Genomic DNA, 24044 nt, shown 5'->3' on the forward strand with positions numbered 1-24044 from the left:
TTCGGTTAAACTGATTTGTTGAGAACGAGGTTTAGGCATAATAAACACCACATTTAAAGTTGTGAACTAAGTGTAGTTTACTCAGAAAAATATGAACAAGTTATTATGGGTGGCTTAATAGGGAACCCTTAATAGGGAACCTGCTTAACTGCTCAGGTAGGTAATGCTGCGTGTCAATAAAAGATGATTGATTAATCGAGCGAAATTAGGTGTAATGGAGACAAAATAAAACGCTGAGCATGCAGGGATGACGCAAGAAAGCCAAGTGACCTAATTAAATTAGGCTTATAGCGGTCTAGTTCAAAAAAGCAAATTCCCCCATAGCATAAATGATACTAACGCTGATATACCGAGCAGGTATCGCCTCAGTCCAACAAGCGATTATGTAACACAAACTACGTGCTGCATAAATACTAAATTGTTATGTACACATGGAGTTTGTATGCCCTTTAAAATCACGATGAAAGTAATGACTATATCTTTATTGCTTTTATTAAGCGCCTGTTCCACAACTAAATCAGCACATGTTGCCTGTGATTTTATTGAAGGCTCCGCAGGTAATACGATTGAACGACATGAAAATAAAGGCAAAAGTGATATTCATGGCAATATTGTTAGAAACAACCAAAATTCAGATTTTTTTGAAGGAGTTTTAAATCTTCTTGGTGGCATGTTCACTAGAACCGTTAATGATGAAAAAAGTGAGCCGTGTACATAACAACACGCCCTGAGGTGGACAACTTGTAAAACTTAGAGCGTTCTGTGCTGAAAAAAATTGGCCGCTATGAATTTACATCAGTCCATGAAACATACAGTGATTTCCAGTTACAATTTCCCCCTAATATGTTTTGAGTTTACAAAAGCTATTGACCGCTTTTGGCTAATTTAAGCCATAAGACATTTGTGAATAATAATGTGTACAAATTCAAAATAAAACGTCTTTACAGCCAAATACTCTAATCATAGCAACCTTCACGAGCCGAACTAAAGTATGATACTCCTTTGTTAACTTTCATTTTAGCTTGTTGTTATTAAACATTTTGACAGAATTTACAAGTTGGTGACTATTTGAACAAGCGAGTATTTTAATTCGATAGTTTACACTGAGTAAAGGTTGAGTAACGGGTAATCAAAAGACTCCTACAAGTAATTCAAGTACAATACTGTCCAATAAATAATAGCTGCTAGCGAGATTGAATAGCAGAGCTTAAATAAATTCGACTATTTTAATGGGTGAAACTTAGTGAACGATTTAATTAATACAACAACTGCTTCTTCTACAGCGTTACAAAAAACTGGCGATTTTCTCTCGATGACGCGTGCCAATGAGTGGTCGTTACCTGCTGGCGGTTTTAGTTTTGAAGTAACACATCAAGCATCAAAAACTAACAGTTTAGTAACCGTATTAGAAACGGGATTAATTACTTTTGAACCCATTAATCGCACTAGCGTTCACGATATTGTTTTATCGAGTGCGGTGCATGGTAATGAAACAGCACCGATTGAAATTTGTAACGATATTATTGGCCAGTTGATCCGCGGAGAATTAGCTTTGGCCGAGCGGGTATTATTTATTTTTGGCAACCCGGCATCAATGAATATTGCCGAGCGTTTTGTTGAAGAAAACATGAATCGTTTATTTTCAGGCGGACATTCTCAAGATCAAGGTCAAGGCGCTGGTTTAATCAATAAAGAACGTCATCGTGCTTTGTTACTAGAAAACACTGTGCGAGATTTCTTTGAAGCAGGGAGTAAGTTAGTTGCTGCAAGTGGTAAAGAACGCCAACGTAGTCATTACGACTTACATACCGCAATACGTGGCTCTAAATGCGATAAGTTTGCGGTGTATCCTTTTTTACACGGGGCACCACGTAAAAAAAGCCAATTAGCGTTTCTCAATGCTTGTGGTGTAAGCACGGTGTTATTGTCGCACTCGCCAACCACAACCTTTAGTTATTTCTCATCGAATGAGTTTGGTGCCGATGCTTTTACTGTTGAGCTTGGTAAAGTTCGCCCATTCGGTGAAAATGATATGAGCCAATTCGTACAAGTTAGAGAAACTTTAACAAAGTTTGTTTCAGGCCAAGATCTTGAATTAACGCCTTATCAAGCGAGCGACTTCAACCTATATGAAATATCACAAGTTATTGATCGCCATCATGAAAACTTTTCATTAACTTTTGCCGACGATGTTGAAAACTTTACAGACTTTGCAAAAGGTCACGTGTTAGCAATTGACGGTGATGTGGAAGTAAAAACCCAACAAGATGGCGAAGCTATTATTTTTCCTAATGCTAATGTTGCTATTGGTCAGCGTGCAATGTTAACCGTAACTCCAACAGTTTTAGATTAATATTACTAACCTTTCTACAGCGACATAAATTGCAATAAAACACGGCACCTGCGCGTAAAGTATTAATATAGCGCAGGTTGTTTGTTGGTGGGTATTAATCACGTTAAGCGCTACATTATTTTATTGCATAACTACGCAACTGGTCTGCTGTGTTGCGGGGTATGCAGCTGTAAACAAATATGCTCGTTGTGCACTAAATAAAAGCACCAACATTGATCACTAAACTTGTTTTTCAGTTTACGTAAAGGTAAAGTGCATGCGATTATTACAACCAACAATTCATAACAACGACATAAATATTCATCTTGTACTGAAAGCTTCTATACTTTCAGTAGTTAACAATTATTGCGTATGCATGTCACCTTGTATCCAAGGTTACTAAAAAAAGAGAAGGCTATGAACACTGACATATATAGCGAAAGCCCGGTCGTACATGAACCCGCTTTTATTGACGGTCATTCAGTTGAAATACCAATCCTTAAGATATTGAAACAAGATGGTAGCATTTACGAAAATGCTGCTATGCCAAATATTGATCAAGAGCTTGCTACCAAAACCTATAAAACTCTCGCATTTCATCGTGTACTAGATGAACGTATGGTAGCGGCACAACGCCAAGGTCGAATCAGTTTTTATATGGCTGCACTTGGCGAAGAAGCTGCTAGTGTTGGTGGTGCTGCTGGCCTTAAAGATCAAGATATGATCATGGCGCAGTATCGTGAGCAAGGCGCATTAATGTTTCGAGGTTTTAGCCTTGAAAACTTTATGAACCAAATGTTCAGTAATGAAAAAGATTTAGGTAAAGGTCGTCAAATGCCAATCCATTACGGTAGTAATGCATTGAACTACATGACGATATCGTCGCCTTTAGGCACGCAAATTCCACAAGCGGCTGGTTATGCTTATGGTCAAAAGCTGCAAGGTTTAGACGCAGTAACCATTTGTTATTTCGGTGAAGGTGCAGCCTCTGAAGGCGACTTTCATGCCGGTTTAAACATGGCTGCTGTGCATCAAGCACCGGTTATTTTCTTCTGTCGTAATAACGGTTATGCCATTTCAACTCCTTCAGATGAACAATACGTAGGTAATGGCATTGCTTCCCGCGGTGTTGGTTACGGTATGAAAACCTTACGTATCGATGGTAATGATATTTTAGCGGTTATTTCTGCGGTGCAATTGGCTCGTGAATATGCCATAAAAGAAGGCAAGCCAGTATTAATTGAAGCTATGTCTTATCGTTTAGGCGCTCATTCAACTTCTGATGACCCTTCAGGTTATAGAACTCGTGAAGAAGAAGCTAAATGGCAAGAGCATGACCCTATTCTTCGCATGAAGAACTGGATGCTAGCTCAAGGTTGGTGGGATGAAGCACAAGAAACAGCGTTATTTGAAAAACTACGTGATGAAGTTTTAGCAGCGGTTAAAGTGGCTGAAAAAATTGATAAACCACCAGTAGAAGACTTAATTACCGATGTTTATGACAAAGTACCTCCTTTGTTACAACGTCAGTTCGATGACCTTATCGTTCATATTAAAAAACATCCAAAATCTTACCCGTTTACTGCAGGGAGAATTAAGTAATGGCGCAAATGAATTTATTACAAGCGATTAATGGCGCGCTTGATACCGTGATGGCAGAAGATGATCGCGCGGTTTGTTTTGGTGAAGATGTTGGTCACTTTGGTGGCGTTTTTCGTGCAACGAGTGGTTTACAAGAAAAATATGGCAAAAGCCGTTGTTTTAATACGCCTTTAGTTGAACAAGGTGTTATTGGTTTTGCTAATGGTTTGGCGGCTCAGGGCAGTACAGCGATTGCTGAAATTCAATTTGCTGATTATATTTTTCCTGCCTTTGATCAAATTGTGAATGAGTCAGCTAAATTTCGTTACCGAAGTGGTAATGAGTTTAATGTGGGTAAATTAACGATTCGTACGCCATACGGCGGTGGTATTGCCGGTGGTTTATATCATAGCCAATCACCAGAAGCTTACTTTGCTCATACGCCGGGTTTAAAAGTTGTTGTACCTCGTAACCCATACCAAGCAAAAGGTTTGTTGTTAGCGTCTATTCGCGACGATAATCCCGTAATATTTTTTGAGCCAAAACGTTTGTACCGTGCATCGGTTGGCGAAGTACCAGAAGAAGACTACGAATTACCATTAGGTAAAGCAGACGTTGTGCAACAAGGGTCTGATATCACTTTATTAGCTTGGGGTGCACAAGTTGAAATCGTTGAAAAAGCTGCTGCTTTAGCTGCTGCTGATGGCATTTCTTGTGAAATTATCGATTTACGTACTATTTTGCCATGGGATATTGAAACCGTAGCGAACTCTGTTACTAAAACAGGTCGTTTTGTAGTTAGTCAAGAAGCGCCATTAACCGCTGGTTTTGCCAGTGAAATTGCGGCGACTATTCAACAAGAATGTTTCTTGCACTTAGAAGCGCCAATTGCCCGAGTATGTGGCATGGATACACCTTATCCACTAGCGCTTGAAAAAGAATATGCTGCTGATCATTTAAAGATCTATGAAGCAATTAAAAACAGTATGACTTACTAGGATTTATTAGCATGAGCATTGATTTTATACTGCCAGATATTGGCGAAGGTATCGTTGAATGTGAACTGGTTGAATGGCTAGTAGCAGAAGGCGATGTTATTGTAGAAGATCAGCCTGTGGCTGACGTGATGACCGACAAAGCCTTGGTTCAAATTCCTGCAATGCACTCAGGTGTAGTTGATAAACTTTACTACGCCAAAGGTGAAATAGCGAAAGTTCACCAACCTTTATTTGCTATGACACCAGAAGGTAGCGCAGAAACACCCAATACTGAACAGCCAATAGTTGCAGAAGTTGTTGCTGAAATTCCTGCGGTACCTGCAGCTGTTTCAGGCACACAAGTTGAAGACTTTATTTTACCCGATATAGGTGAAGGTATTGTTGAGTGTGAGTTAGTTGAATGGCTAGTCGCTGAAGGTGATTTGATTGAAGAAGATCAACCTATAGCTGACGTTATGACCGATAAAGCCTTAGTACAAATTCCGGCTATGCATAAAGGTAAAGTGGTTAAGCTTTATTATGCTAAAGGTGAAATTGCTAAAGTACACGCACCATTGTTTGCGATTGAAATTGCTGGAAATAGCCAAGCTGCGGTTCCTGAAGTTGCAGTGGCGACTGTTGAAGCACCAAAAGCTCCACCTGTAAACGTTCCACCTAAAGCTGCAGTTGCAAAAGAGCAAGCCACAGCAACAAAAGTTGTTAATGAGAAAGCGATAGCTAGCCCTGCAGTTCGTCGTGTTGCTCGTGAGTTAAATGTAAATATTCATCATGTACCCGGCAGTGGTAAAAAAGGTCGAGTATATAAAGATGATGTTTTAGCGTTTAACCAGGCTCCTGCAGTATCTGATGTTGCTGTTGCACCAGCAGCTGCCAGTATTGTTGGTGGTATGCGTGTTGAGCCTATTCGCGGTATAAAAGCGGTAATGGCTAAAGCTATGGTTAATTCTGTATCAACTATTCCTCACTTTACCTACTGTGAAGAAATCGATATGACTAATTTGATCAAATTGCGTGGTGAATTAAAAGAAGTTTACGCCAAGCAAGATATCAAATTAACCATGATGCCATTTTTCATGAAAGCTATGTCGTTAGCCCTGAAACAGTTCCCGCTAGTGAATACGCAAGTCAACGAAGATTGCACGGAATTAACATATTTTGATGATCATAATATTGGTATGGCTGTTGACTCAAAAGTAGGCTTGTTAGTCCCTAATGTTAAACAGGTTCAAACAAAGTCTATTTTAGATTTAGCCGCTGATATTACTCGCTTAACCAATGATGCACGATCAGGTAGAGTGCCAGCTGCTGATTTAAAAGGCGGTACTATTACTATTTCAAATATCGGTGCTATTGGCGGTACGGTGGCAACACCTATTATCAATAAGCCTGAGTCTGCCATTGTTGCTTTAGGTAAGTTACAAAAATTACCACGCTTTAATGATAAAGGCGAAGTTGAAGCTCGTTCAATAATGCAAGTAAGTTGGTCTGGCGATCACCGTACAATAGACGGCGGCACCATTGCTCGTTTTTGTAACTTGTGGAAGTCTTTCCTTGAAGAGCCAAGTAATATGCTAGTACATATGGCGTAAGCTTTGCTCACGCAATTAAATTTTAAAGCCTGCAATATGCAGGCTTTTTTATGTCTAGTTGTTTAAATACTTATTTAACCTGAACACTTGATAATGAGTTGAAAGGGAGCATTGAACAAGTGCTGCTTATCCTGATTTCAGGTTATTCAAGATGGGCAAGCAGGCAAGTGTTAAAATATATTATGCATTTCAGATAATAAAAAACCCTAATTCAATTGAATATAACTGAATTAGGGCAAAGTACTACGCTAAATTAGCTAACAAAAGCAACGAGGGAACATTTGCTAACAATAAAAGATTAGCAAGCTTATATGGCAGTTTTATGACAAAGTTGTGACAAAGTGATTACTGCCTGATAATAAACAGGAAATAAGCGGCAGATAACAGTGTAAACTTTATCGCGCTTTTTAAATAAGCTAAGATAAACCTTAATATAGGTGCAATATCTCTATTGGATCTAACCCATATTTTCAGCAGTGAAGGACGTTTAGTGGCGGAAAAAAAACTACAGCATTTTTATATTGCTGAAGATCAATCGATTTATCTATTAAATCATGAAGACGCAACCAAATTAAAGCAATGGGTTGAGTTATGTCGCCAACAATTAACTTTGCTAGGGTATCAAAATATAGCTTTGATAGGTAAAGGCGCTTATGGCTTTGTTTTTGGCGGTGAAGACGAGCAAGGGCAGTCACAAGTATTTAAGTTTTCTCGCATTAACTTACCACAACATGTTCAAGACCGATTAGCCGAAGAAGCCGAAATTCAACGACAGCTTTCTCATGAACGCATCCCCAAAATCATTGGTTATTATAAAATTAAGCGGCAATCCATTGTTCATATGGAACGAGCGCCAGGTATAGATTTAGAGCAACTCTCATATCGACAAGGCCCTTTAGCGAGTGAACTTGTGGTTAAAATTGCTATACAGCTGGCTGAAATTTTAATGTATTTACGCGATATTCGTCAGCATGATTTAGGTCGGCCTTATGTTCATGGTGATATCAAGCCTTCAAATGTAGTTTTTGACCCGATAACTGAAAAAGTATATTTAGTTGATTGGGGATCTGCCGTACCAGCACAGCTTGATATTCGCGGCCAATCTACTGCAAATAACATTATGGATTTAATGAGCAGTGATCTACAAAACAGCAATGCACGCTTAGGTGATGTTTATTTTATTGGTGATGAGCAAATTAGCGGTGAAATGTCGTCACCTCGTTTTGATGAACAAGGGTTTGCAGCGACTATATATGCGTTAGCCTCGGGTCAGTCATGTCGCTATGGTAGTGCGGTAATAACCCCTTTGTCATTAGGTTTACCTAAATTATTGGCTGAAATATTGACCGGCATGCTTAGTAAAGATAGGCGAACCCGTAATAAAGCAGGCGATTATTTCTTTAAGCATTTATCACTTCTGAAAAATACAGTAATGGCCGAGCCGCCTCTACCTGTGGTAATTAAACCTTTAGTGCCTGTTTGGTGTAAGACTTACCAAAAAGATATGGATACTGTGGTTTATGGCTCTCGAAAATCATTTTTACGTGAGTCTTCAGATTTAGACGAATTAAATGAAATAGACGATGTACAATTAGAAAAGTATTATAAAAATTACCTTATGGGGATGGGCGATACTGAAAAAGCATTTATTGCTGCGGTAAGCCGCTTAGCTAACTTTCCTGTAGTAGGCGGCTTAGCGGTACGTTGGGAAAAAAATGGTGTACATATTGACTCAAACTTATCGCTTTTTGATCCGAGCTTAAAAACCTCTTTTCAAAGTGCTGTGAATAATATGATACGGCTAGCTCAAGGTATATTTAGAGTTGGGGTTTTTAAAAGTTGTCTGTTCAATGCTCGCAAAACGTTACATATTGAACGAGTGAATGAAGAAGAGCCATTTCAAGCAAGTTCAACCCAAAAAATTCCTTATGATGTAAGTGATGTTGCGGTTATCGACGATATAACAAAGCTACATTCTTATTTTGAAGATGGTGTAGATCCAGACGAATACCTCTATTTGCCTGAAGAAATTATGGCGGTGTTAGCTCGCTTAAATCAGATCCATCATACGGGTTGTATAATTTTTGAGGTGCTGCCTCGACATTTAAAAATTCACAGTTACTTAATGTTATTAAACCACGATAAAGAAACTGAGTTTAATCAGTGTTTAACTGAAATTTTGCAGTTACTTCCTACTATTACCGGTAGTGGAATTTCTGGTTTTATGAAACTGCCTTATAAAGACACACGATTTTTTGAACATATAAATTGCTTACCTGAACATTTCTATCCACGAAACCCAAAACAATAAATGGAGAATTAATAATGACTGATAATAAAATAGGTACTATGGCATGGCTTGATTTGTCGGTAACTAATGCAACAGAGGTAAAGTCATTTTATGAAGATGTTATTGGCTGGAAAAGCGAAAATATTTCCATGGGAGAATATGATGATTATGCCATGCTTGAGCCAATTAATAGTGAAGCTGTAGCTGGCGTTTGCCATGCACAAGGTGTAAATAAAGATTTGCCGCCTTCATGGTTACCTTACTTTTTAGTCGCTGATATCCATGCTTCTGTTGCGGCTGTAGAAGCAAATGGTGGTACGTTGGTAACTGAAATAAAATCAATGGGTAGTGACAAATACGCGGTGATAAAAGATCCCGCAGGTGCGGCCTGTGCAATTTATCAAAAAATTATATCAGATTAAGTGCTATATAAGGCTTTGATGTTGATTTTGTGTGATAAATTTTTTGTCTTCTACTTGAATATGATGAACAAGCCAGTCGGTAAGAGAGAATAATACTTCGCGTGCATTTTTTTTGAATTCATTCAAAGCGATTATTCTATCTAGCTCTTCAATGAAATGTTTATGTTGTAGCTCGTGCAATAAACAATCGTCACTATTGAGTGTACAAAAATAAATTTCTTCGGTTTTAAAATGGAGCTTTATGTAATTATAAAGCTCCATAAATAAAGCTGAAAGATGACTTTCCTCTAAATGACTATTTACCGCGAGGGATAAGTTATTGACATAACCTACTAGTTTTCGATGTTGGTTATCAATGTCCTCAATGCCTACTTCAAAACTAGCTTCATCCCAAACGATTAAATTACTTTTTGTCATATCATCCCTGATTTATTTGAGGTCATAATTAGTTATCGCTCAATGACTGACATTTTGCCAATTATTTTAATCGATAAGTTTAATGGCATTGATATCTGGTGATACTAATATTTTTGAAAATTCATCAGCTAAACATTCTGATTCAGCTAAAACGGTTCGCCAATACTTTAATCTTGATTGAGCATCTAAATTTGTAAAATCATTGCGATCAGGTATTTTTGAAAAAGGTAAACGGGCAATAAACTCTGGCGAAGGAACTAGCATGACCGTATTTGCGTAATATTGACTATTCACTTTACGGGCTAAATTTTTGTCAAACCAACCCGCTTTAGGCGTTGGCGAAAAGTGCGGGTAAAGTGTTAAGCCAGAAGCCGGTTTTATATCAACATCAAAATGATAATCAATAATTCCACCATCACGGTACATACCTTTTGGTGAGCCAATAATATCTTTAATACCTTCCATCACCACAGGTATCGAGCCAGAAGCAAGTAAGCTATCGATCAGGTTGTCATTATTTAATGCTCTGTGTTGAGTGTTAAATTTAAAGTTATCGCTAATGGTTAGTTGGCTTGTCGGGTGATGATAAATAAAACGTTGATATTGTCTAGCTAACAAACCTCGATTAACTTGATTCATTGCCATACTGGAAACTAAGCCTAAAAGTAATGGGATTTTTTGCTCTAATGTGGTTAAACCCCGACACTTTGCAACGATAAAATGAGCCTTAAAAATTGGGTTGTTAATAATTTCATTGCTGCCATTATCGCCTAAAACACCTTGCAGTAATGTTCTAGCCTTTGCGGTAATTTCATTTTTATTAGCTTTAACAGAATAAGTTGTTTCGGCGTATAACGTTGCTAAACGTGTAATAGCGCTTACTGGATCTTTTTGGCTTAGGGCTGCAAATCGAAAAGCACCTGCTGAAGAGCCAACTAAGTTTAATTCAGTACTACGATCTTTAAAAAACTCACCAAAAAGGTATTTGTCTAAACCAAATAAGCTAAACCATTTTGGTCCGCCACTGGCGCCTAGCATAGTGCTAAAAAGTTCTTGTTTAATACCATGTTCTTTAATTGTTTTTAAGGCATTGCTGCCACAATATATATCTAGCATTTTAGCCATAGTTAGATAACGTCTCTATTTATTGAAATAATGTATGCACAGGCATAATGTTTATAATTTAATAGTCGTGCTTACCAAAACCGGTTTGTCCAATGGGTAAAAATAAGGTTTGGTAAAGTCTGGTCGCATATTCGTCGGTCATGCCCGCAACATAGTCAGCAATAACGCGATGTTGATTCTGATTGTTCTCTTGTGCTTGTTGCCATCTTTTTACTGTGCTTTTAGGTAGTAAACGCTCAGGATCAGAAGCAAGTGCTTCAAATAGCTCCATGACTATTTGTTGGCCGCGATATTCTAATTGCTGAATTGACGTTTGCTTAATCACAAATTGATAAACAAAGTCTTTGAAAATTTGCAATGTTTGCGCAGCAATAATGGGGTGAACCGCATTGAAGCGTAAAAGTGGCTCTTCAAAATTAACGTTTTTGGTTTTATTAATATCAACTAACTCAATGGCGGTTATTAAATAGTTTACTAAGCCACCAATAGCTTCTTTTTGTATATAGCGTTGGTTACTAAAAAGGTTATCCGCTAGTGTTTTGCTGTAGTCTTGTAACCAAGTATCGTCAACTTTGAGGAGCTTTTGAATAACATGTTGGTTAAAGTCTTGTTGGTTAACAACACCGGTAACAATGGCGTCTTCTAAGTCATGTATACCATAGGCAATATCATCAGCTAACTCCATCATAGAACAATCAATAGACTTATAAATTGTTTTACTATGATGATTGTCTTTCGTTTTAAACTGTTGAAACAGTGCCTTATCTTGCTGACTTAACGGTGATAATACCCAATCGATCATGTCCATATCGTCAAGATATAAACCTTTTGGTGGGTGCCATTTATCAGCTTTGAGTTGTCGAAAAGAATCAGGTAACTTTGCAGAGCTAGCTTGCTGTAACTTACCCATTATTTGTGGGTATTTTATTAATCCTAGTAAAGTACGGCGGGTTAAGTTCATACCAAAATGTTCACTAAATGGCTCTAAATGAGCAACAATTCTAAATGTTTGGCCATTGCCTTCAAAGCCACCGTGATCTCGCATCATATAATGTAAGGCTACTTCACCGCCATGACCAAAAGGCGGGTGTCCGATATCATGCGCTAAACACAACGATTCAATTAAACTGTCGTCGCTTGGTAATATAGCTCCACTTTGCTCAGGGTATTTACTGCGTATTTGCGCGATAATGCCACTGCCAATTTGTGCGGCCTCTAAAGAGTGAGTTAACCTGGTGCGATGAAAATCGCTTTGACCACTGCCCATAACTTGTGTTTTTGATTGCAAACGACGGAATGCAGCAGAGTGAAGAATACGTGCTCGGTCACGTTGAAATGGGCTACGGTGGTCTTGATGTCTTTTTGCTACTCGCTCTAACCGTCTTTCTAGCCAAGGATTTTCCATGATACCTCTATTTCAAAGTGAATAATTCGAACGTTACAAATAGTATATTATTCTTGAGAGGAAGGTAATAAAAAATCCATTAAGTTAATCTTAGCTTATTGAAAGCAAACAGTTTGAGATAAACTTCTAATATTTTACCTCCTTTAGTCCTCATTCATTTCTCCCTGTGAATGACTTTTCTAAATATTACAGGGAGGAAAGAATGAGAAAATCAGGAGTAAAGACTAAATAAATATAACACGAGGCAAGCTCTTACAATATAAGGTCATGCACTTCTCGGTGTAGGACAAAGTCCCTCGGTGCCTCGGTGGTAAAATGTGTAGATTATTATTTCTTATGTTTTACCTCATTTAGTCCTCATTCATTTCTCCCTGTGAATCATTTATCTAGATACTACAGGGAGACAAGAATGAGAAAATCAGGAGGGGTATTAAAAAATCCAACACTAGGTAAGTTCTTACCTTATTAAGTCATGCACTTCTCGGTGCAGGACGAAGTCCCTCGGTGCCTCGGTGGTAAAATGTGTTTGTGCCTGCCTCTATTTATTAGCAATAAATATCGCCCGTTTGGGTGCGGGGTAGCCTTCAATAGTTTTACTATTATCATTAGGATCAAGAAAATCTTGTAATGACTCGGTATCTATCCAATCGGTTTTACGTTGCTCGTCGAGCGCCGTTATATCGGTATTTACCACACGTATGTTACTAAAACCACAACGTTCAAGCCACGCGCACATAGCGTCACAACTTGGTAAAAACCAAACATTACGCATTTTTGCATAGCGTTCACCAGGCACTAATACGGTATTTTCATCACCATCAACCACGAGTGTTTCTAACACCAATTCACCACCTTTAACTAATTGCGCTTTAAGTTGGTAAATAAAATCAATCGGAGAGCGACGGTGATATAAAACCCCCATAGCAAATACGGTATCGAAAGCATTAAGCTCTGGTAATTGCTCAACGCCTAAGGGAAGTAGGTTAACGTTATCGTCTTGCACAAAGTGTTGTATGGCTTGAAATTGTGATAAAAACAGTTGTGTTGGGTCAATACCAACCACAAACTCAGCACCAGAACCTCGCATACGCCACAGGTGGTAACCACTTCCGCATCCAATATCTAAAACATAACGATTACGTAAATCACTTATATGTGGAGCAAGTCGATCCCATTTAAAGTCTGAGCGCCACTCGGTATCAATATGTAAGCCATGAATATGATAAGGACCTTTGCGCCAAGGTTTAAATTTTTTCAGTAAATTTTCTAAACGCTTATATTGTCCGTCATTTATATCTGACCGTTCACCGGCACTAACTGTAGTGCTAATATCAATTGAAGAAGGTGATGTTTTAGGTAACGCGGCAATAGTTTTTTGCCATTGTGCAAACTCACCATGTAAATGTTGTTCGCGCCACTGAGTAAGTTGTGCTGGCAAGGTATTAAGCCAATGGCTTAAACGATTACTGGCAATTTTTTGATAGAAATTATTAAATGAAATCATCGGCTTATTTTATCGCGATTAAAGAAAAGAAATTAAAGCATTGAAACCAGGGAGCACTATGATTGAAGCCAGCAAGTTTCAAACGATTTAAGTGAGTATCTAAGTTATCTGTTAACATAACATTTTCGAGTGCGGTACGTTTTTGGGCAATTTCTAACTCGCTGTAACCGTTTGCACGTTTAAAGTCGTGGTGTAAGTCTATGAGTAATTCATTGCAAACCTGATCAGGATGGGCAATTTTTTCAGATAGTAGTAGTAAGCCACCGGGGTTTAAACCTTTTGCTATTTTATTTAGCAATAATTGTCGTTGCTCAGGGGCAATAAATTGTAGGGTGAAATTGAGCACCACCATAGAAGCATTGTTAATTTCAATATTGAGAATATTTTCTTCTATTATTTCTACCGGTGTTTCACCTTTAAAAGCACTAACATGCATTTTACAACGCTCAACCATAGCACTTGAGCTATCAATACCTATGATGTTACAGTTTTTTGCGGTTATACCTTTACGCATAGCAATCGTTGCAGCGCCTAGTGAGCAACCAAGGTCATAAACTTTGCTGTTATCGGTGACATACTGTTGACTGAGTCGTCCTATAGTGTCGATAATAGTATTATAACCCGGCACCGAACGACTGATCATATCCGGAAAAACTTCAACCACTTGTGCGTCGAATGCAAAGTCTTTAATTTTACTTTTTTTATTTGAGAAGATTAAATCGGTATCGGATGCTTGCATGATAATAAGGCTATACTAACGTTATAAAGCGTGTATTTTACCTGATATATTCTACGATAAACAAGGCAATGTCTTTTTATGTTTTTATATTGTGGGTAATTAGCTATTTACAGGCAGTTAATGGGTCGTAAAAATTCAAAATAAAATGAGAGTTTAACTTGGTTCAAAAATATTTAACGCATCTTATCACCTGTATTGCATTAGTAACTTTAATGGTCGCTTTTTCTGCAAGTGCACAAGATACCAAAAAGTCTTATCGTATTGCGATTAATCATACCTCTGATCCTTATCATTTTATTAATGAGAGTGGCGAAGCTGATGGTATGTTGGTTGAGGTTTGGCAGTTATGGGCAAAAAAGCAAGCGGTTGAAGTAGAGTTTGTTCCTTTGAGTTATCAAAAAGCTATTCAGCAAGTGCAAACGGGTGAGGTAGATATTTATGCTGGTTTATTTCAGAACGCTGAAGTAGCAAGTCAACTTGATTTTAGCGAGGTTTTTTTTCGACAAAACAGCCACCTTTTTTTACACCGCTCTATTGCAAACATTAAAAGTATTTTACAACTTTCCCCCTACGCCATAGGTGTTTTCGACGGTTCAAGTCATGAGTTTACGCTTAAACAGAAATACCCAAACTTAACGGTAAAATCTTTCTCTGATCGTAATGCTTTATATCAAGCTGCGTTAACAGGAGAAGTTCTAATAATGGCTGGCGTAGAAAAACTATCAAAAAATCATACTGATTTTGAATTGCTTAGCCAACAGTATCCTGCTTTTGCAAGGATTTCTTATGAAAATAGAAATTATAGTGCAGCTGTCGCTAAAGGGAATAAATCCTTACTTGATTTTATACAGCAAGGCATGGAAAAAATTTCTCACCAAGAAAAAACAGCCATTAAATCAAAATGGTTAATAGTTGAAAATACAGAAGATGTGATTACCTTATCGTATTCAAATAACCAAATGCCATTTTCTGACACTTCTAGTGATGGCATTGCACAAGGTTTTTTTATTGAGCTATGGCAAATGTGGGCCAAGTCGAGTGGTTTAGAAATTGAATTTGTCATGGGTGATTCAACCGAGTTTAATCAAACAAACACAAACATGGCAGATATTCACATAACCAGCATTAACAAAGAGCAGGGTAATATAAGTAACACGCTTGGGCCTGTGATTTATAGCGTTAAATATGGTTTGTTTTTCTCTAATAATGTTAATAAAGTTCTGCATATATCTGAAATTGAAGATAAAAATATTGGTGTAGTACGTAGTGCCAGTTTTGACTCTGATATTGGAAATAAAGTTACCCGCAGTACTATTGTTTATTTTGATGATTATCAAACAATGCTTTCAGCTGCGGAGCGAGGTGAACTTGACGTGTTAGCAGGCCAAGTTGACATGATCGAACATTATTTAATTAAATACAAATTACAGTCAGTTTACTCAAAATTTAAAAATTATACTTTTAAGCGTGATATTCGTGCCAGGTTAAATAAAGTGAACCCTGAGTTGAATAAGTTAATTATTGAGGGCTTTGAAAACTTACCTTTAGAAGATCTAGCTTCTTTAGAAAAAAAATGGCATTTAGATAAGTCTTCTGGATTTTTTAATAATGAATTAACGGCTTTAGAATTAACGCCTGAAGAAAGCTTGTGGGTAAAAAAACATAATACCGTTAAGTTTGGGGTAACCAAAAATTGGGTACCGGTTGAGTTTATTGATAAGTATGGCGAAGTAAAAGGTATAAACCCTGATATATTTCAAATATTAAGCAAACGAGTAAATATAAATATAGAGTACGTTGTTCATGATAGTTTTAATGAACTATATCAAGCGTTACAGGCAGGTGAGGTTGATGCTATTGGCAGTGTAGTTGCCACGGCTGAGCGTAAAGAACAGGTATTGTTTACTGATTCATATTGGAGCATGCCTTGGGTAATTATTCACCCTCGCGAGTATGGCAAACAGTTAACGTTAGAAGACTTTAACGGAAAAACATTAGCTATTGCTAAAGGTTACTACTTAATTTCTATTATTAGGAAGAAATTTCCACTGATTGCCTTGAGATTAGTCGATGATAATGAGGAAGGTTTATTAGCGATACAAAAAGGTATTGTTGATGGTTTTATTGATAGCTTATCCTCAGGCACTGAGTTACTTAAAAGAGAAAGCCTACTTAACTTATCAATGTCTGTGCTAGAAGAAGTTGACAAAAATGGTAATCATTTAGCGGTTAATAAGTCATTACCCACATTAGTCAGCATTTTAAACAAAGCTGTTGCAAGCCTTTCAGATATCGATAGACAACAAATCTATGAAGATTGGTTCGATATTAAAATAGAAACAGGTTTAGATAAAAGTGTTGTATTGCGCGTTGCTTTACAGATTGGCGCACTTATAACCATTATTATCGTTATCATTATCATTTGGAACCGTCGTTTATATAAAGAAATTAAAAATAGAAAAAAATTAGAAGAAAAAATGCAATACATGGCCACGCACGATGATCTCACTGGCCTTGCTAATCGTGTGCTTTTAAAAGATAGATTAAATAAAGCAATTACTTTTCATGAGCGGCAAAAGCTTTTAGTGGCTGTGCTATTTATTGATCTCGACGGCTTTAAAGATATTAATGATACTTATGGCCATGATGTTGGTGATGAGCTACTCATTGAAGTAGCAACACGCTTGAAAGGTTGTGTGCGTGAGTCAGATACGGTAGTGCGTTTTGGTGGAGATGAATTTGTTTTACTACTAACTGGCTTACATAATCAAAACGAAGCAGGCTATGTCGCAGATAAAGTATTAAAACTGATCCAACAGCCTATTCAATTACCTAATGTAAGTGTAAACATTGGTTGCAGTATTGGTATTGCAATGTACCCAGAAGATGGTGACTCTAATAATGAGTTGTTAAAAATTGCAGACTCATTAATGTATAAGGTTAAAGGCGAAGGTAAAAACCATTATGCTTTTAATCGCAACAGCGATACTAAAATTTAATTCATTATATAACCACACTATTGACGCAATGTCGGGTGACTTTACCTCGCATTGCTTTATAATGTCGGCAATTTTTTATCATAATAAGTTTTAGGTGTATGCCAACATCATTATCTTATTATGTCTTATATAGCTTATTGCTATTGAATTAAGTAACGGTAAAATTAATTAATTCCATAGCTATTATTCAAATTTCAAGGTAAATACATGCGTAGTCTTTATTGTGGTGAGGTTAATGAATCTCATGTGGGTCAGGAAGTCACTCTTTGTGGTTGGGTTAATCGTCGTCGTGATTTAGGTGCGGTAATTTTCTTAGATTTACGAGACCGTGAAGGTATCGTGCAAGTTGTTTACGATCCTGACTTTCCTGATGTACTAGAAAAAGCTAATACACTGCGTAATGAATTTTGTGTGCAAGTAAAAGGCAAGGTACGCGCTCGTCCAGATGGCCAAGTCAACAAAGATATGGCGACAGGAGCGATTGAAGTATTAGGATTAGAGTTAACTATTTTAAATAAATCTGCGCCGTTACCACTAGATTCAAACCAGAAAAACTCAGAAGAGCAACGTCTAAAATATCGTTACCTTGACTTACGTCGTCCTGAAATGACTGAGCGTATGCGCTTTCGCGCTAAAGTTACCTCAGCGGTACGTTCATCATTAGAATCTCAAGGTTTTTTAGATATTGAAACACCTATTTTAACCGCCGCAACACCTGAAGGTGCGCGCGATTATTTAGTGCCAAGTCGTACACATAAAGGTCAATTTTTTGCATTACCGCAATCACCACAATTATTTAAACAATTGTTGATGATGTCAGGCATGGAGCGTTACTACCAAATCGTTAAATGTTTCCGTGATGAAGATTTACGTGCTGATCGCCAGCCAGAATTTACTCAAATTGATATTGAAACATCTTTTATGAGTTCAGATCAGGTAATGGAAGTTACTGAAACAATGATCCGCGGTTTATTCCAAGAACTTCTTAATGTAGATCTTGGTGAGTTTCCACGTATGCCATATTCAGAGGCAATGACTCGTTTTGGCTCCGATAAACCTGATTTACGTAACCCACTTGAAATCGTTGACGTAGCCGATATTTTAAAAGATGTTGAGTTTAAAGTATTCTCTGGCCCTGCTAACGACGAAAAAGGCCGTGTTGCCGTGATTTGTGTACCAGGCGGTGCAGCTAAATTCTCTCGTAAAGGTATTGACGAATTAACTAAATTTGTTGGAATTTACGGTGCGAAAGGCATGCCATGGTTAAAAGTGAATGATATTAACGCTGGCCTTGAAGGTTTACAGTCACCTATTTTAAAATTCTTAACTGAAGATGCGGTTAAAACTTTACTAGCGCGTACTAACGCTAAAACGGGCGATATTATTTTCTTTGGTTCAGATACTTATAATGTAGTAACTGAATCATTAGGTGCACTTCGTCTTAAAATTGGTGAAGATCTTGAGTTATTGCAAGGTGAATGGAAACCATTATGGGTTGTTGACTTCCCTATGTTTGAAGAAGTTGATGGACACATGCATGCTATTCATCACCCGTTTACTGCCCCAACAAATTTAACGGCTACCGAACTAGAAGCAAACCCTGTTGGCGCTTTGTCTGATGCTTACGATATGGTACTAAATGGCTGTGAATTAGGTGGTGGTTCTGTTCGTATTCATAATCAAGACATGCAAGCAGCTGTATTTAGAATTTTAGGTATTAGCGATGAAGAAGCACAAGAAAAATTCGGCTTCTTGCTTGAAGCATTACAATATGGTGCTCCACCACATGCAGGTTTAGCATTTGGTTTAGACCGATTAGTCATGTTGATGACTGGCGCTAGTTCAATTCGTGATGTTATGGCATTCCCGAAAACAACAACAGCAGCATGTCCATTAACGAATGCTCCAGGCCATGCAAACCCTGCACAGCTTAAAGAATTAGGTATTGCTTGTTTAGAAAAAGAATCTGATACTGACGAAAAAGCTGAATAATTTTTTATCACTTGTAACACCAACTCATGGTGAGTGTTAAATTATTAAACGCACGCATAAAGGCTTTGACTTTATCCGTGCGTTTTTTTTCAGCAGTACTTAAATTAATAGTAAAGGTAGTTAAGTGAGCATAATTTTAGGCATTGATCCAGGATCGCGCATAACCGGTTATGGCGTTATTAAGCAATCAGGACGAAACTTTACTTATTTAGGTAGTGGCTGCATTAAGGCAATTACTGCAGGCGATGATTTAAGTATGCGCTTACAAACTATATTTGCAGGAGTAAGTGAGCTAATAGTGCAATTTCAACCTGATATGTTCGCCATAGAGCAAGTATTTATGGGGGTAAACCCAGGTGGCGCTTTAAAGTTAGGTCAAGCTAGAGGCGCGGCAATTGTCGCTGCGACAAATACCGGCTTAACCGTTGCGGAATACTCTGCGAGGCAGATAAAGCAATCGGTTGTTGGCACAGGCGCCGCAGATAAATCTCAGGTGCAGCACATGGTAAAAACTATTTTAAAATTACCCGGTACTCCGCAAGCTGATGCTGCAGACGCTTTAGCTGTGGCCCTATGCCACGCACATAGTTATGACTCAATAGGCAAGCTTTCAGGCCAAGCAAGTAAAACCGTTAGAGGCCGTTTGCGCTAACAAATTGTGCTTTTGCTAAGTAACCTGAACTCTGGCAGCACTTGCTCAAGGCTCCCTTTAAAACCATTATCTGCGTTAAAACGTCGATAAATAGCGCGCTATTCATCAACGTTTTGCCTTGGAAATGGTATAAAGTCAAGCATTGATGGTGTCTATTCGTGATGTTTACTTTGCTATAGCGCTTACTTTACCATCTAAGTTTTTGATTCACTTGAGTATCAAACACTCAATATCCCAGAATTCAGGTTAACTAAGTTCATTTGAGTGCGAAATATTTAACTATAGAAACTTTACTGTATAAATATCTAGTGGTATGGTGGCGACATAGATAATCTCGAGTAAAAAGGTTAAGTTGTGATTGGACGTTTACGTGGCACATTGATAGAAAAAATGGCCCCAGAAATTTTAATAGAATGTCATGGTATTGGCTACGAAGTTACTATGCCAATGACCAGTATTTATGCATTGGGTGAAGTTAACCAAGAAGCAACGTTATACACTCATTTTGTTGTTCGTGAAGATGCTCAGTTACTCTATGGCTTTGCTAATAAAGTCGAGCGAAAACTGTTTCGTTTATTGATTAAAGTTAATGGTGTTGGTCCAAAACTTGGTCTGGCAATTTTATCCGGTATGTCTGCTGATCAATTTGTTAGTTGTGTTATACAGGATGATTTAAGTACGATTGTTAAAATTCCAGGTGTTGGTAAAAAAACAGCTGAGCGCTTGTTAATTGAGATGCGTGATAAATTAAAAGATTGGCAAACCGACAGTAGTGATGCACTTGTTCATATGATGCCGACCGATGTTAACCAAGCCAATACTTTTGTTAGCGATAATAAAGGTGATGCAATTAACGCTTTGGTCTCTTTAGGTTATAGCCAACAACAAGCAGATAAAGCCGTTAAGTCAGTATTTGAAGCTAATAAAACCAGTGAAGACTTGATCCGCAATGCGTTAAAAGCCATGTTATAAGCAATATTAAAAAGCAAAGTTAAGTATCTAAAATTTAAATAAATTTATAAAGTATGGCGATTAACAACCATTCGCCGTTTCCAAAGAGTAATACATGATAGAAGCAGATCGATTAATTGAACCCGTAGCTAGCCGTGAAGATGAAACGGTTGATCGTGCTATTCGGCCTAAAATGTTGTCAGACTATACTGGGCAACAGCATGTAAAATCGCAGATGGAAATATTTATTGCAGCCTCCTTAAAAAGGGAAGAGCCGCTCGATCACCTGTTAATCTTTGGGCCTCCTGGATTAGGTAAAACAACCTTAGCGAACATTGTAGCTAATGAAATGGGCGTAAGTATTCGTACTACTTCTGGCCCCGTGTTAGAAAAAGCTGGCGACTTAGCAGCGCTATTAACTAATCTTGAAGAGAATGACGTGCTATTTATCGATGAAATTCATCGATTAAGCCCTGTCGTAGAAGAAATTTTGTACCCTGCAATGGAAGATTATCAATTAGATATTATGATCGGCGAAGGCCCTGCAGCACGTTCAATTAAACTTGATTTACCACCTTTTACTTTGATCGGGGCTACTACTCGAGCCGGAGCACTGACATCGCCGCTTCGTGATCGCTTTGGTATTGTTCAACGATTAGAGTTTTATAACACCCAAGAGTTAACTGAAATTGTCATGCGCTCCGCACATTTCTTGAATTTAGATATCGCACAGGCCGGCGCTTTTGAAGTAGCAAGACGATCTCGAGGCACACCTAGAATAGCAAATAGATTATTACGCAGAGTTAGAGATTACGCTGATGTAAAAACTAACGGTGTAGTAAGTAAAGCAACAGCAGCGAGTGCCTTAGATATGTTAGAAGTTGATAACGAAGGCTTTGATCTAATGGACAGAAAATTACTTGAAGCAATCATTGATAAGTTTTCTGGCGGTCCAGTAGGGCTTGATAACATTGCAGCTGCTATTGGTGAAGAACGTGAAACAATTGAAGATGTGCTAGAGCCCTATCTTATTCAACAAGGTTTTTTACAGCGAACTCCGCGCGGGCGAATTGCTACGAGTCGTGCTTATCTCCACTTTGGTTTAGATTTTCCAAGCTAACATACGATAAAACAAGAGAATGATCTTATCAATAAAAGCACCTTCAGGTGCTTTTTGTATTTTTAGTTTATATGAGTTATTTAAAACATAACCCGACGTGTTTAAAGTGCAAAACATTACAAAATTTCTCATCATAGAAAACGAACAAACATTTTAATCGTTGAATTTCAGACAAAAAAAAGCCCACATATTAATATGTGGGCCAACTTATAATGTAAGTTGATAGAAGGAAATGGGGTTCCTATAAATATTCAGAGAGAAAGGTAACAACACCTATTCAAAGCATTAAGGGCACAAGAATTTTCATTAGGGAAGTAAAATTCATGCGGTAGTCCAAAAAACAAGTGTATTTTAGTCCGGTGAGTCTCGTTGTTCAAACGAAAATAAATTATATTTATCATTAGAAAAACTAATGCGAAAAGGTAGGTTTCAAAATAAAAAATTATATCATCCTGATTTAATATTATTTATCTATGGCTATATTTACTGTTACTTAAGCGAGTTAAACTTTTTAACCGTACAATTTAATCTACCGCTTTTATAATAGGTAATTCTTTTAGTCTTGATAAATTAAGCAAAATAAATAACCACTTTCATAAATGCGAAAAGTTAATTTACGGCGTAGATAAAAGTTAAAACAATCTACTTTGTGAAAAAACTTAAAAACTATGTAGAGTCAGTTCATTTTAGTTTTGATTAACCAATTCATATAAACCGCAACAAAGTTAACTTTTGTTGAATTTGTTACAAAGAAACCATCTTAGCCCTTGTTACCCGTGAGCTTTATCTATTATGATAAGCATCTGAAATTTTATATCCCAATAACTAGAATATATTAAATGTCATTACTTAATTTTCAACACAAGGTTCGGGTTTATTATGAAGATACCGATGCTGGTGGCATTGTCTATTATGCGAACTATTTAAAATTTCTTGAGCGCGCAAGAACAGAATGGTTGCGTGAACTTGGTATTAATCAATCAATCTTTTTAGAACAAAACATCGGCTTTGTGGTCACAAAGGTTACGATGGAAAATAAAGCATCAGCAAAACTTGATGATTTATTAACAATTACCAGCACAATTAAACGTTTAAAATCTGCAAGTTTGATTTTTACGCAGGAAATTGTGAATCAAAATAACATGGTATTATGCACAGCTGAAATCAAAGTCGCCTGTGTGAATTTATCTATTGCTAAACCCTGTATTATTCCAAACAGCATATTAGGAGCATTAAAACGTGTCAGCTGAGATTTCATTTTTTGATTTATTTTTAGAAGCTAGTTTATTGGTTCAACTGGTAATGTTGACACTATTAGGTTTTTCAATTGCCTCGTGGACCATGATATTTCAACGCCGTAAAGTATTAATAGCAGCAAGGGCTCAATTACAAAACTTTGAAGATAAGTTTTGGAGTGGTGCTGATTTGAGCAAGTTATACAGCGAAGTGTCAGCCAAAGAACACGTTGACGGTATTGAAAATCTTTTTGTCTCGGGGTTTCGAGAATTTGCACGTTTGCGTAAATCTCACGCTTATGCTCCACAAGTTATTGTTGATGGTACCCACAGAGCAATGCGAGTAGCTTTATCGCGCGAGGTCGATAGCTTAGAAACTCACCTACCTTTCATGGCAACCGTAGGCTCAATAAGTCCTTATATTGGTTTGTTTGGTACTGTTTGGGGCATCATGAACTCATTTATTGCTTTAGGTGCTGTTGAACAAGCAACATTAGCTATGGTTGCACCTGGTATTGCTGAGGCTCTCATTGCAACTGCCATGGGATTATTTGCCGCTATTCCTGCCGTAATGGCATTTAACCGTTTTAGTCACAACGTTGAAAAGCTTGAAAATAGCTATGGTAACTTTATGGAAGAGTTTTCAAGTATTTTACAACGTCAAACAGCGACAGAGCAAAACGGCTAAGGCAG

Annotated in this window: 19 protein-coding genes; 14 read left to right on the top strand and 5 right to left on the bottom strand. The window is 37.6% G+C overall.

Translation table 11 applies throughout. The features are described 5' to 3' along the window. Positions 1-442 precede the first annotated feature (442 nt). From AC27H3_RS16625 to AC27H3_RS16655, 7 genes are all read left to right on the top strand, one after another. Positions 443-718: a hypothetical protein gene (locus AC27H3_RS16625; RefSeq protein WP_487107889.1), complete on the top strand. Its 276-nt coding sequence runs from the start codon at positions 443-445 to the stop codon at positions 716-718. Positions 719-1255: 537 nt separating this feature from the next. Continuing rightward, positions 1256-2353, top strand: a complete 1098-nt coding sequence (gene astE, locus AC27H3_RS16630) for a succinylglutamate desuccinylase (RefSeq protein WP_487107905.1) — start codon at positions 1256-1258, stop codon at positions 2351-2353. A gap of 396 nt (positions 2354-2749) precedes the next feature. After that, on the top strand, positions 2750-3934 hold the full coding sequence (locus AC27H3_RS16635; protein ID WP_487107890.1) for a thiamine pyrophosphate-dependent dehydrogenase E1 component subunit alpha: 1185 nt from the start codon (positions 2750-2752) through the stop codon (positions 3932-3934). Further along, positions 3934-4911, top strand: coding sequence for an alpha-ketoacid dehydrogenase subunit beta (locus AC27H3_RS16640; RefSeq protein WP_085306445.1), 978 nt, complete (start codon positions 3934-3936; stop codon positions 4909-4911). The genes AC27H3_RS16635 and AC27H3_RS16640 overlap by 1 nt, the downstream gene beginning before the upstream one ends. Before the next feature lie 11 nt (positions 4912-4922). Next, entirely contained in the window at positions 4923-6500 is a 1578-nt protein-coding gene (locus tag AC27H3_RS16645; RefSeq protein WP_487107891.1) for a dihydrolipoyllysine-residue acetyltransferase, read from the top strand. 490 nt (positions 6501-6990) lie between these two features. After that, positions 6991-8811 (top strand): protein kinase domain-containing protein, encoded by a 1821-nt coding sequence (locus tag AC27H3_RS16650; protein WP_085306466.1) that lies wholly within the window; start codon positions 6991-6993, stop codon positions 8809-8811. Positions 8812-8825: 14 nt separating this feature from the next. Then, entirely contained in the window at positions 8826-9212 is a 387-nt protein-coding gene (locus tag AC27H3_RS16655; RefSeq protein WP_487107892.1) for a VOC family protein, read from the top strand. Positions 9213-9215: 3 nt separating this feature from the next. On the opposite strand, the gene AC27H3_RS16660 is transcribed toward AC27H3_RS16655, so the two are convergent. The 5 genes from AC27H3_RS16660 to cmoA form a co-directional block, all read right to left on the bottom strand. Beyond that, the gene (locus AC27H3_RS16660; protein WP_487107893.1) at positions 9216-9629 is read right to left on the bottom strand and encodes a bacteriohemerythrin; all 414 of its coding nucleotides are present in this window, start codon (positions 9627-9629) and stop codon (positions 9216-9218) included. A gap of 66 nt (positions 9630-9695) precedes the next feature. After that, a complete protein-coding gene (locus tag AC27H3_RS16665; RefSeq protein ID WP_487107906.1) occupies positions 9696-10745 on the bottom strand; it encodes a patatin-like phospholipase family protein in 1050 nt (349 codons plus the stop codon). 67 nt (positions 10746-10812) lie between these two features. Next, positions 10813-12159 (bottom strand): anti-phage deoxyguanosine triphosphatase, encoded by a 1347-nt coding sequence (locus AC27H3_RS16670; protein ID WP_487107894.1) that lies wholly within the window; start codon positions 12157-12159, stop codon positions 10813-10815. A 538-nt stretch (positions 12160-12697) separates the two neighbouring features. Further along, positions 12698-13663: a tRNA 5-methoxyuridine(34)/uridine 5-oxyacetic acid(34) synthase CmoB gene (gene cmoB / locus AC27H3_RS16675; RefSeq protein WP_487107895.1), complete on the bottom strand. Its 966-nt coding sequence runs from the start codon at positions 13661-13663 to the stop codon at positions 12698-12700. A 4-nt stretch (positions 13664-13667) separates the two neighbouring features. After that, entirely contained in the window at positions 13668-14402 is a 735-nt protein-coding gene (gene cmoA / locus AC27H3_RS16680) for a carboxy-S-adenosyl-L-methionine synthase CmoA (RefSeq protein ID WP_487107896.1), read from the bottom strand. A gap of 158 nt (positions 14403-14560) precedes the next feature. On the opposite strand from cmoA, the gene AC27H3_RS16685 reads away from it, so the two are divergent. The 7 genes from AC27H3_RS16685 to tolQ all read left to right on the top strand — a co-directional run bounded on the left by AC27H3_RS16685 (position 14561) and on the right by tolQ (position 24039). Beyond that, on the top strand, positions 14561-17401 hold the full coding sequence (locus AC27H3_RS16685; RefSeq protein ID WP_487107897.1) for a transporter substrate-binding domain-containing protein: 2841 nt from the start codon (positions 14561-14563) through the stop codon (positions 17399-17401). A gap of 207 nt (positions 17402-17608) precedes the next feature. After that, positions 17609-19393 (top strand): aspartate--tRNA ligase, encoded by a 1785-nt coding sequence (gene aspS / locus AC27H3_RS16690; RefSeq protein ID WP_487107898.1) that lies wholly within the window; start codon positions 17609-17611, stop codon positions 19391-19393. 124 nt (positions 19394-19517) lie between these two features. Continuing rightward, complete coding sequence (ruvC, locus tag AC27H3_RS16695) at positions 19518-20045, top strand: crossover junction endodeoxyribonuclease RuvC (RefSeq protein ID WP_085306454.1); 528 nt, start codon at positions 19518-19520, stop codon at positions 20043-20045. 354 nt (positions 20046-20399) lie between these two features. Further along, positions 20400-21017 carry a Holliday junction branch migration protein RuvA gene (gene ruvA / locus AC27H3_RS16700; RefSeq protein ID WP_085306455.1) on the top strand — a complete coding sequence of 206 codons (618 nt, stop codon included), beginning with the start codon at positions 20400-20402 and terminating at the stop codon, positions 21015-21017. A gap of 94 nt (positions 21018-21111) precedes the next feature. After that, positions 21112-22116 carry a Holliday junction branch migration DNA helicase RuvB gene (gene ruvB / locus AC27H3_RS16705; RefSeq protein WP_487107899.1) on the top strand — a complete coding sequence of 335 codons (1005 nt, stop codon included), beginning with the start codon at positions 21112-21114 and terminating at the stop codon, positions 22114-22116. A gap of 839 nt (positions 22117-22955) precedes the next feature. Continuing rightward, positions 22956-23366, top strand: a complete 411-nt coding sequence (gene ybgC / locus AC27H3_RS16710; protein WP_085306457.1) for a tol-pal system-associated acyl-CoA thioesterase — start codon at positions 22956-22958, stop codon at positions 23364-23366. Then, entirely contained in the window at positions 23356-24039 is a 684-nt protein-coding gene (gene tolQ, locus AC27H3_RS16715; RefSeq protein WP_487107900.1) for a protein TolQ, read from the top strand. The genes ybgC and tolQ overlap by 11 nt, the downstream gene beginning before the upstream one ends. Positions 24040-24044: the final 5 nt, after the last annotated feature.

The organism is Colwellia sp. NW0002-52-1 (assembly GCF_057550865.1).

Coding starts and splice junctions, on each gene's coding strand:
- AC27H3_RS16625 (WP_487107889.1), top strand. CDS start 443: ATGCCCTTTAAAATCACGATGAAAGTAATGACTATATCTTTATTGCTT.
- AC27H3_RS16635 (WP_487107890.1), top strand. CDS start 2,750: ATGAACACTGACATATATAGCGAAAGCCCGGTCGTACATGAACCCGCT.
- AC27H3_RS16640 (WP_085306445.1), top strand. CDS start 3,934: ATGGCGCAAATGAATTTATTACAAGCGATTAATGGCGCGCTTGATACC.
- AC27H3_RS16645 (WP_487107891.1), top strand. CDS start 4,923: ATGAGCATTGATTTTATACTGCCAGATATTGGCGAAGGTATCGTTGAA.
- AC27H3_RS16655 (WP_487107892.1), top strand. CDS start 8,826: ATGACTGATAATAAAATAGGTACTATGGCATGGCTTGATTTGTCGGTA.
- AC27H3_RS16660 (WP_487107893.1), bottom strand. CDS start 9,629: ATGACAAAAAGTAATTTAATCGTTTGGGATGAAGCTAGTTTTGAAGTA.
- AC27H3_RS16665 (WP_487107906.1), bottom strand. CDS start 10,745: ATGCTAGATATATATTGTGGCAGCAATGCCTTAAAAACAATTAAAGAA.
- AC27H3_RS16670 (WP_487107894.1), bottom strand. CDS start 12,159: ATGGAAAATCCTTGGCTAGAAAGACGGTTAGAGCGAGTAGCAAAAAGA.
- cmoB (WP_487107895.1), bottom strand. CDS start 13,663: ATGATTTCATTTAATAATTTCTATCAAAAAATTGCCAGTAATCGTTTA.
- cmoA (WP_487107896.1), bottom strand. CDS start 14,402: ATGCAAGCATCCGATACCGATTTAATCTTCTCAAATAAAAAAAGTAAA.
- aspS (WP_487107898.1), top strand. CDS start 17,609: ATGCGTAGTCTTTATTGTGGTGAGGTTAATGAATCTCATGTGGGTCAG.
- ruvB (WP_487107899.1), top strand. CDS start 21,112: ATGATAGAAGCAGATCGATTAATTGAACCCGTAGCTAGCCGTGAAGAT.
- ybgC (WP_085306457.1), top strand. CDS start 22,956: ATGTCATTACTTAATTTTCAACACAAGGTTCGGGTTTATTATGAAGAT.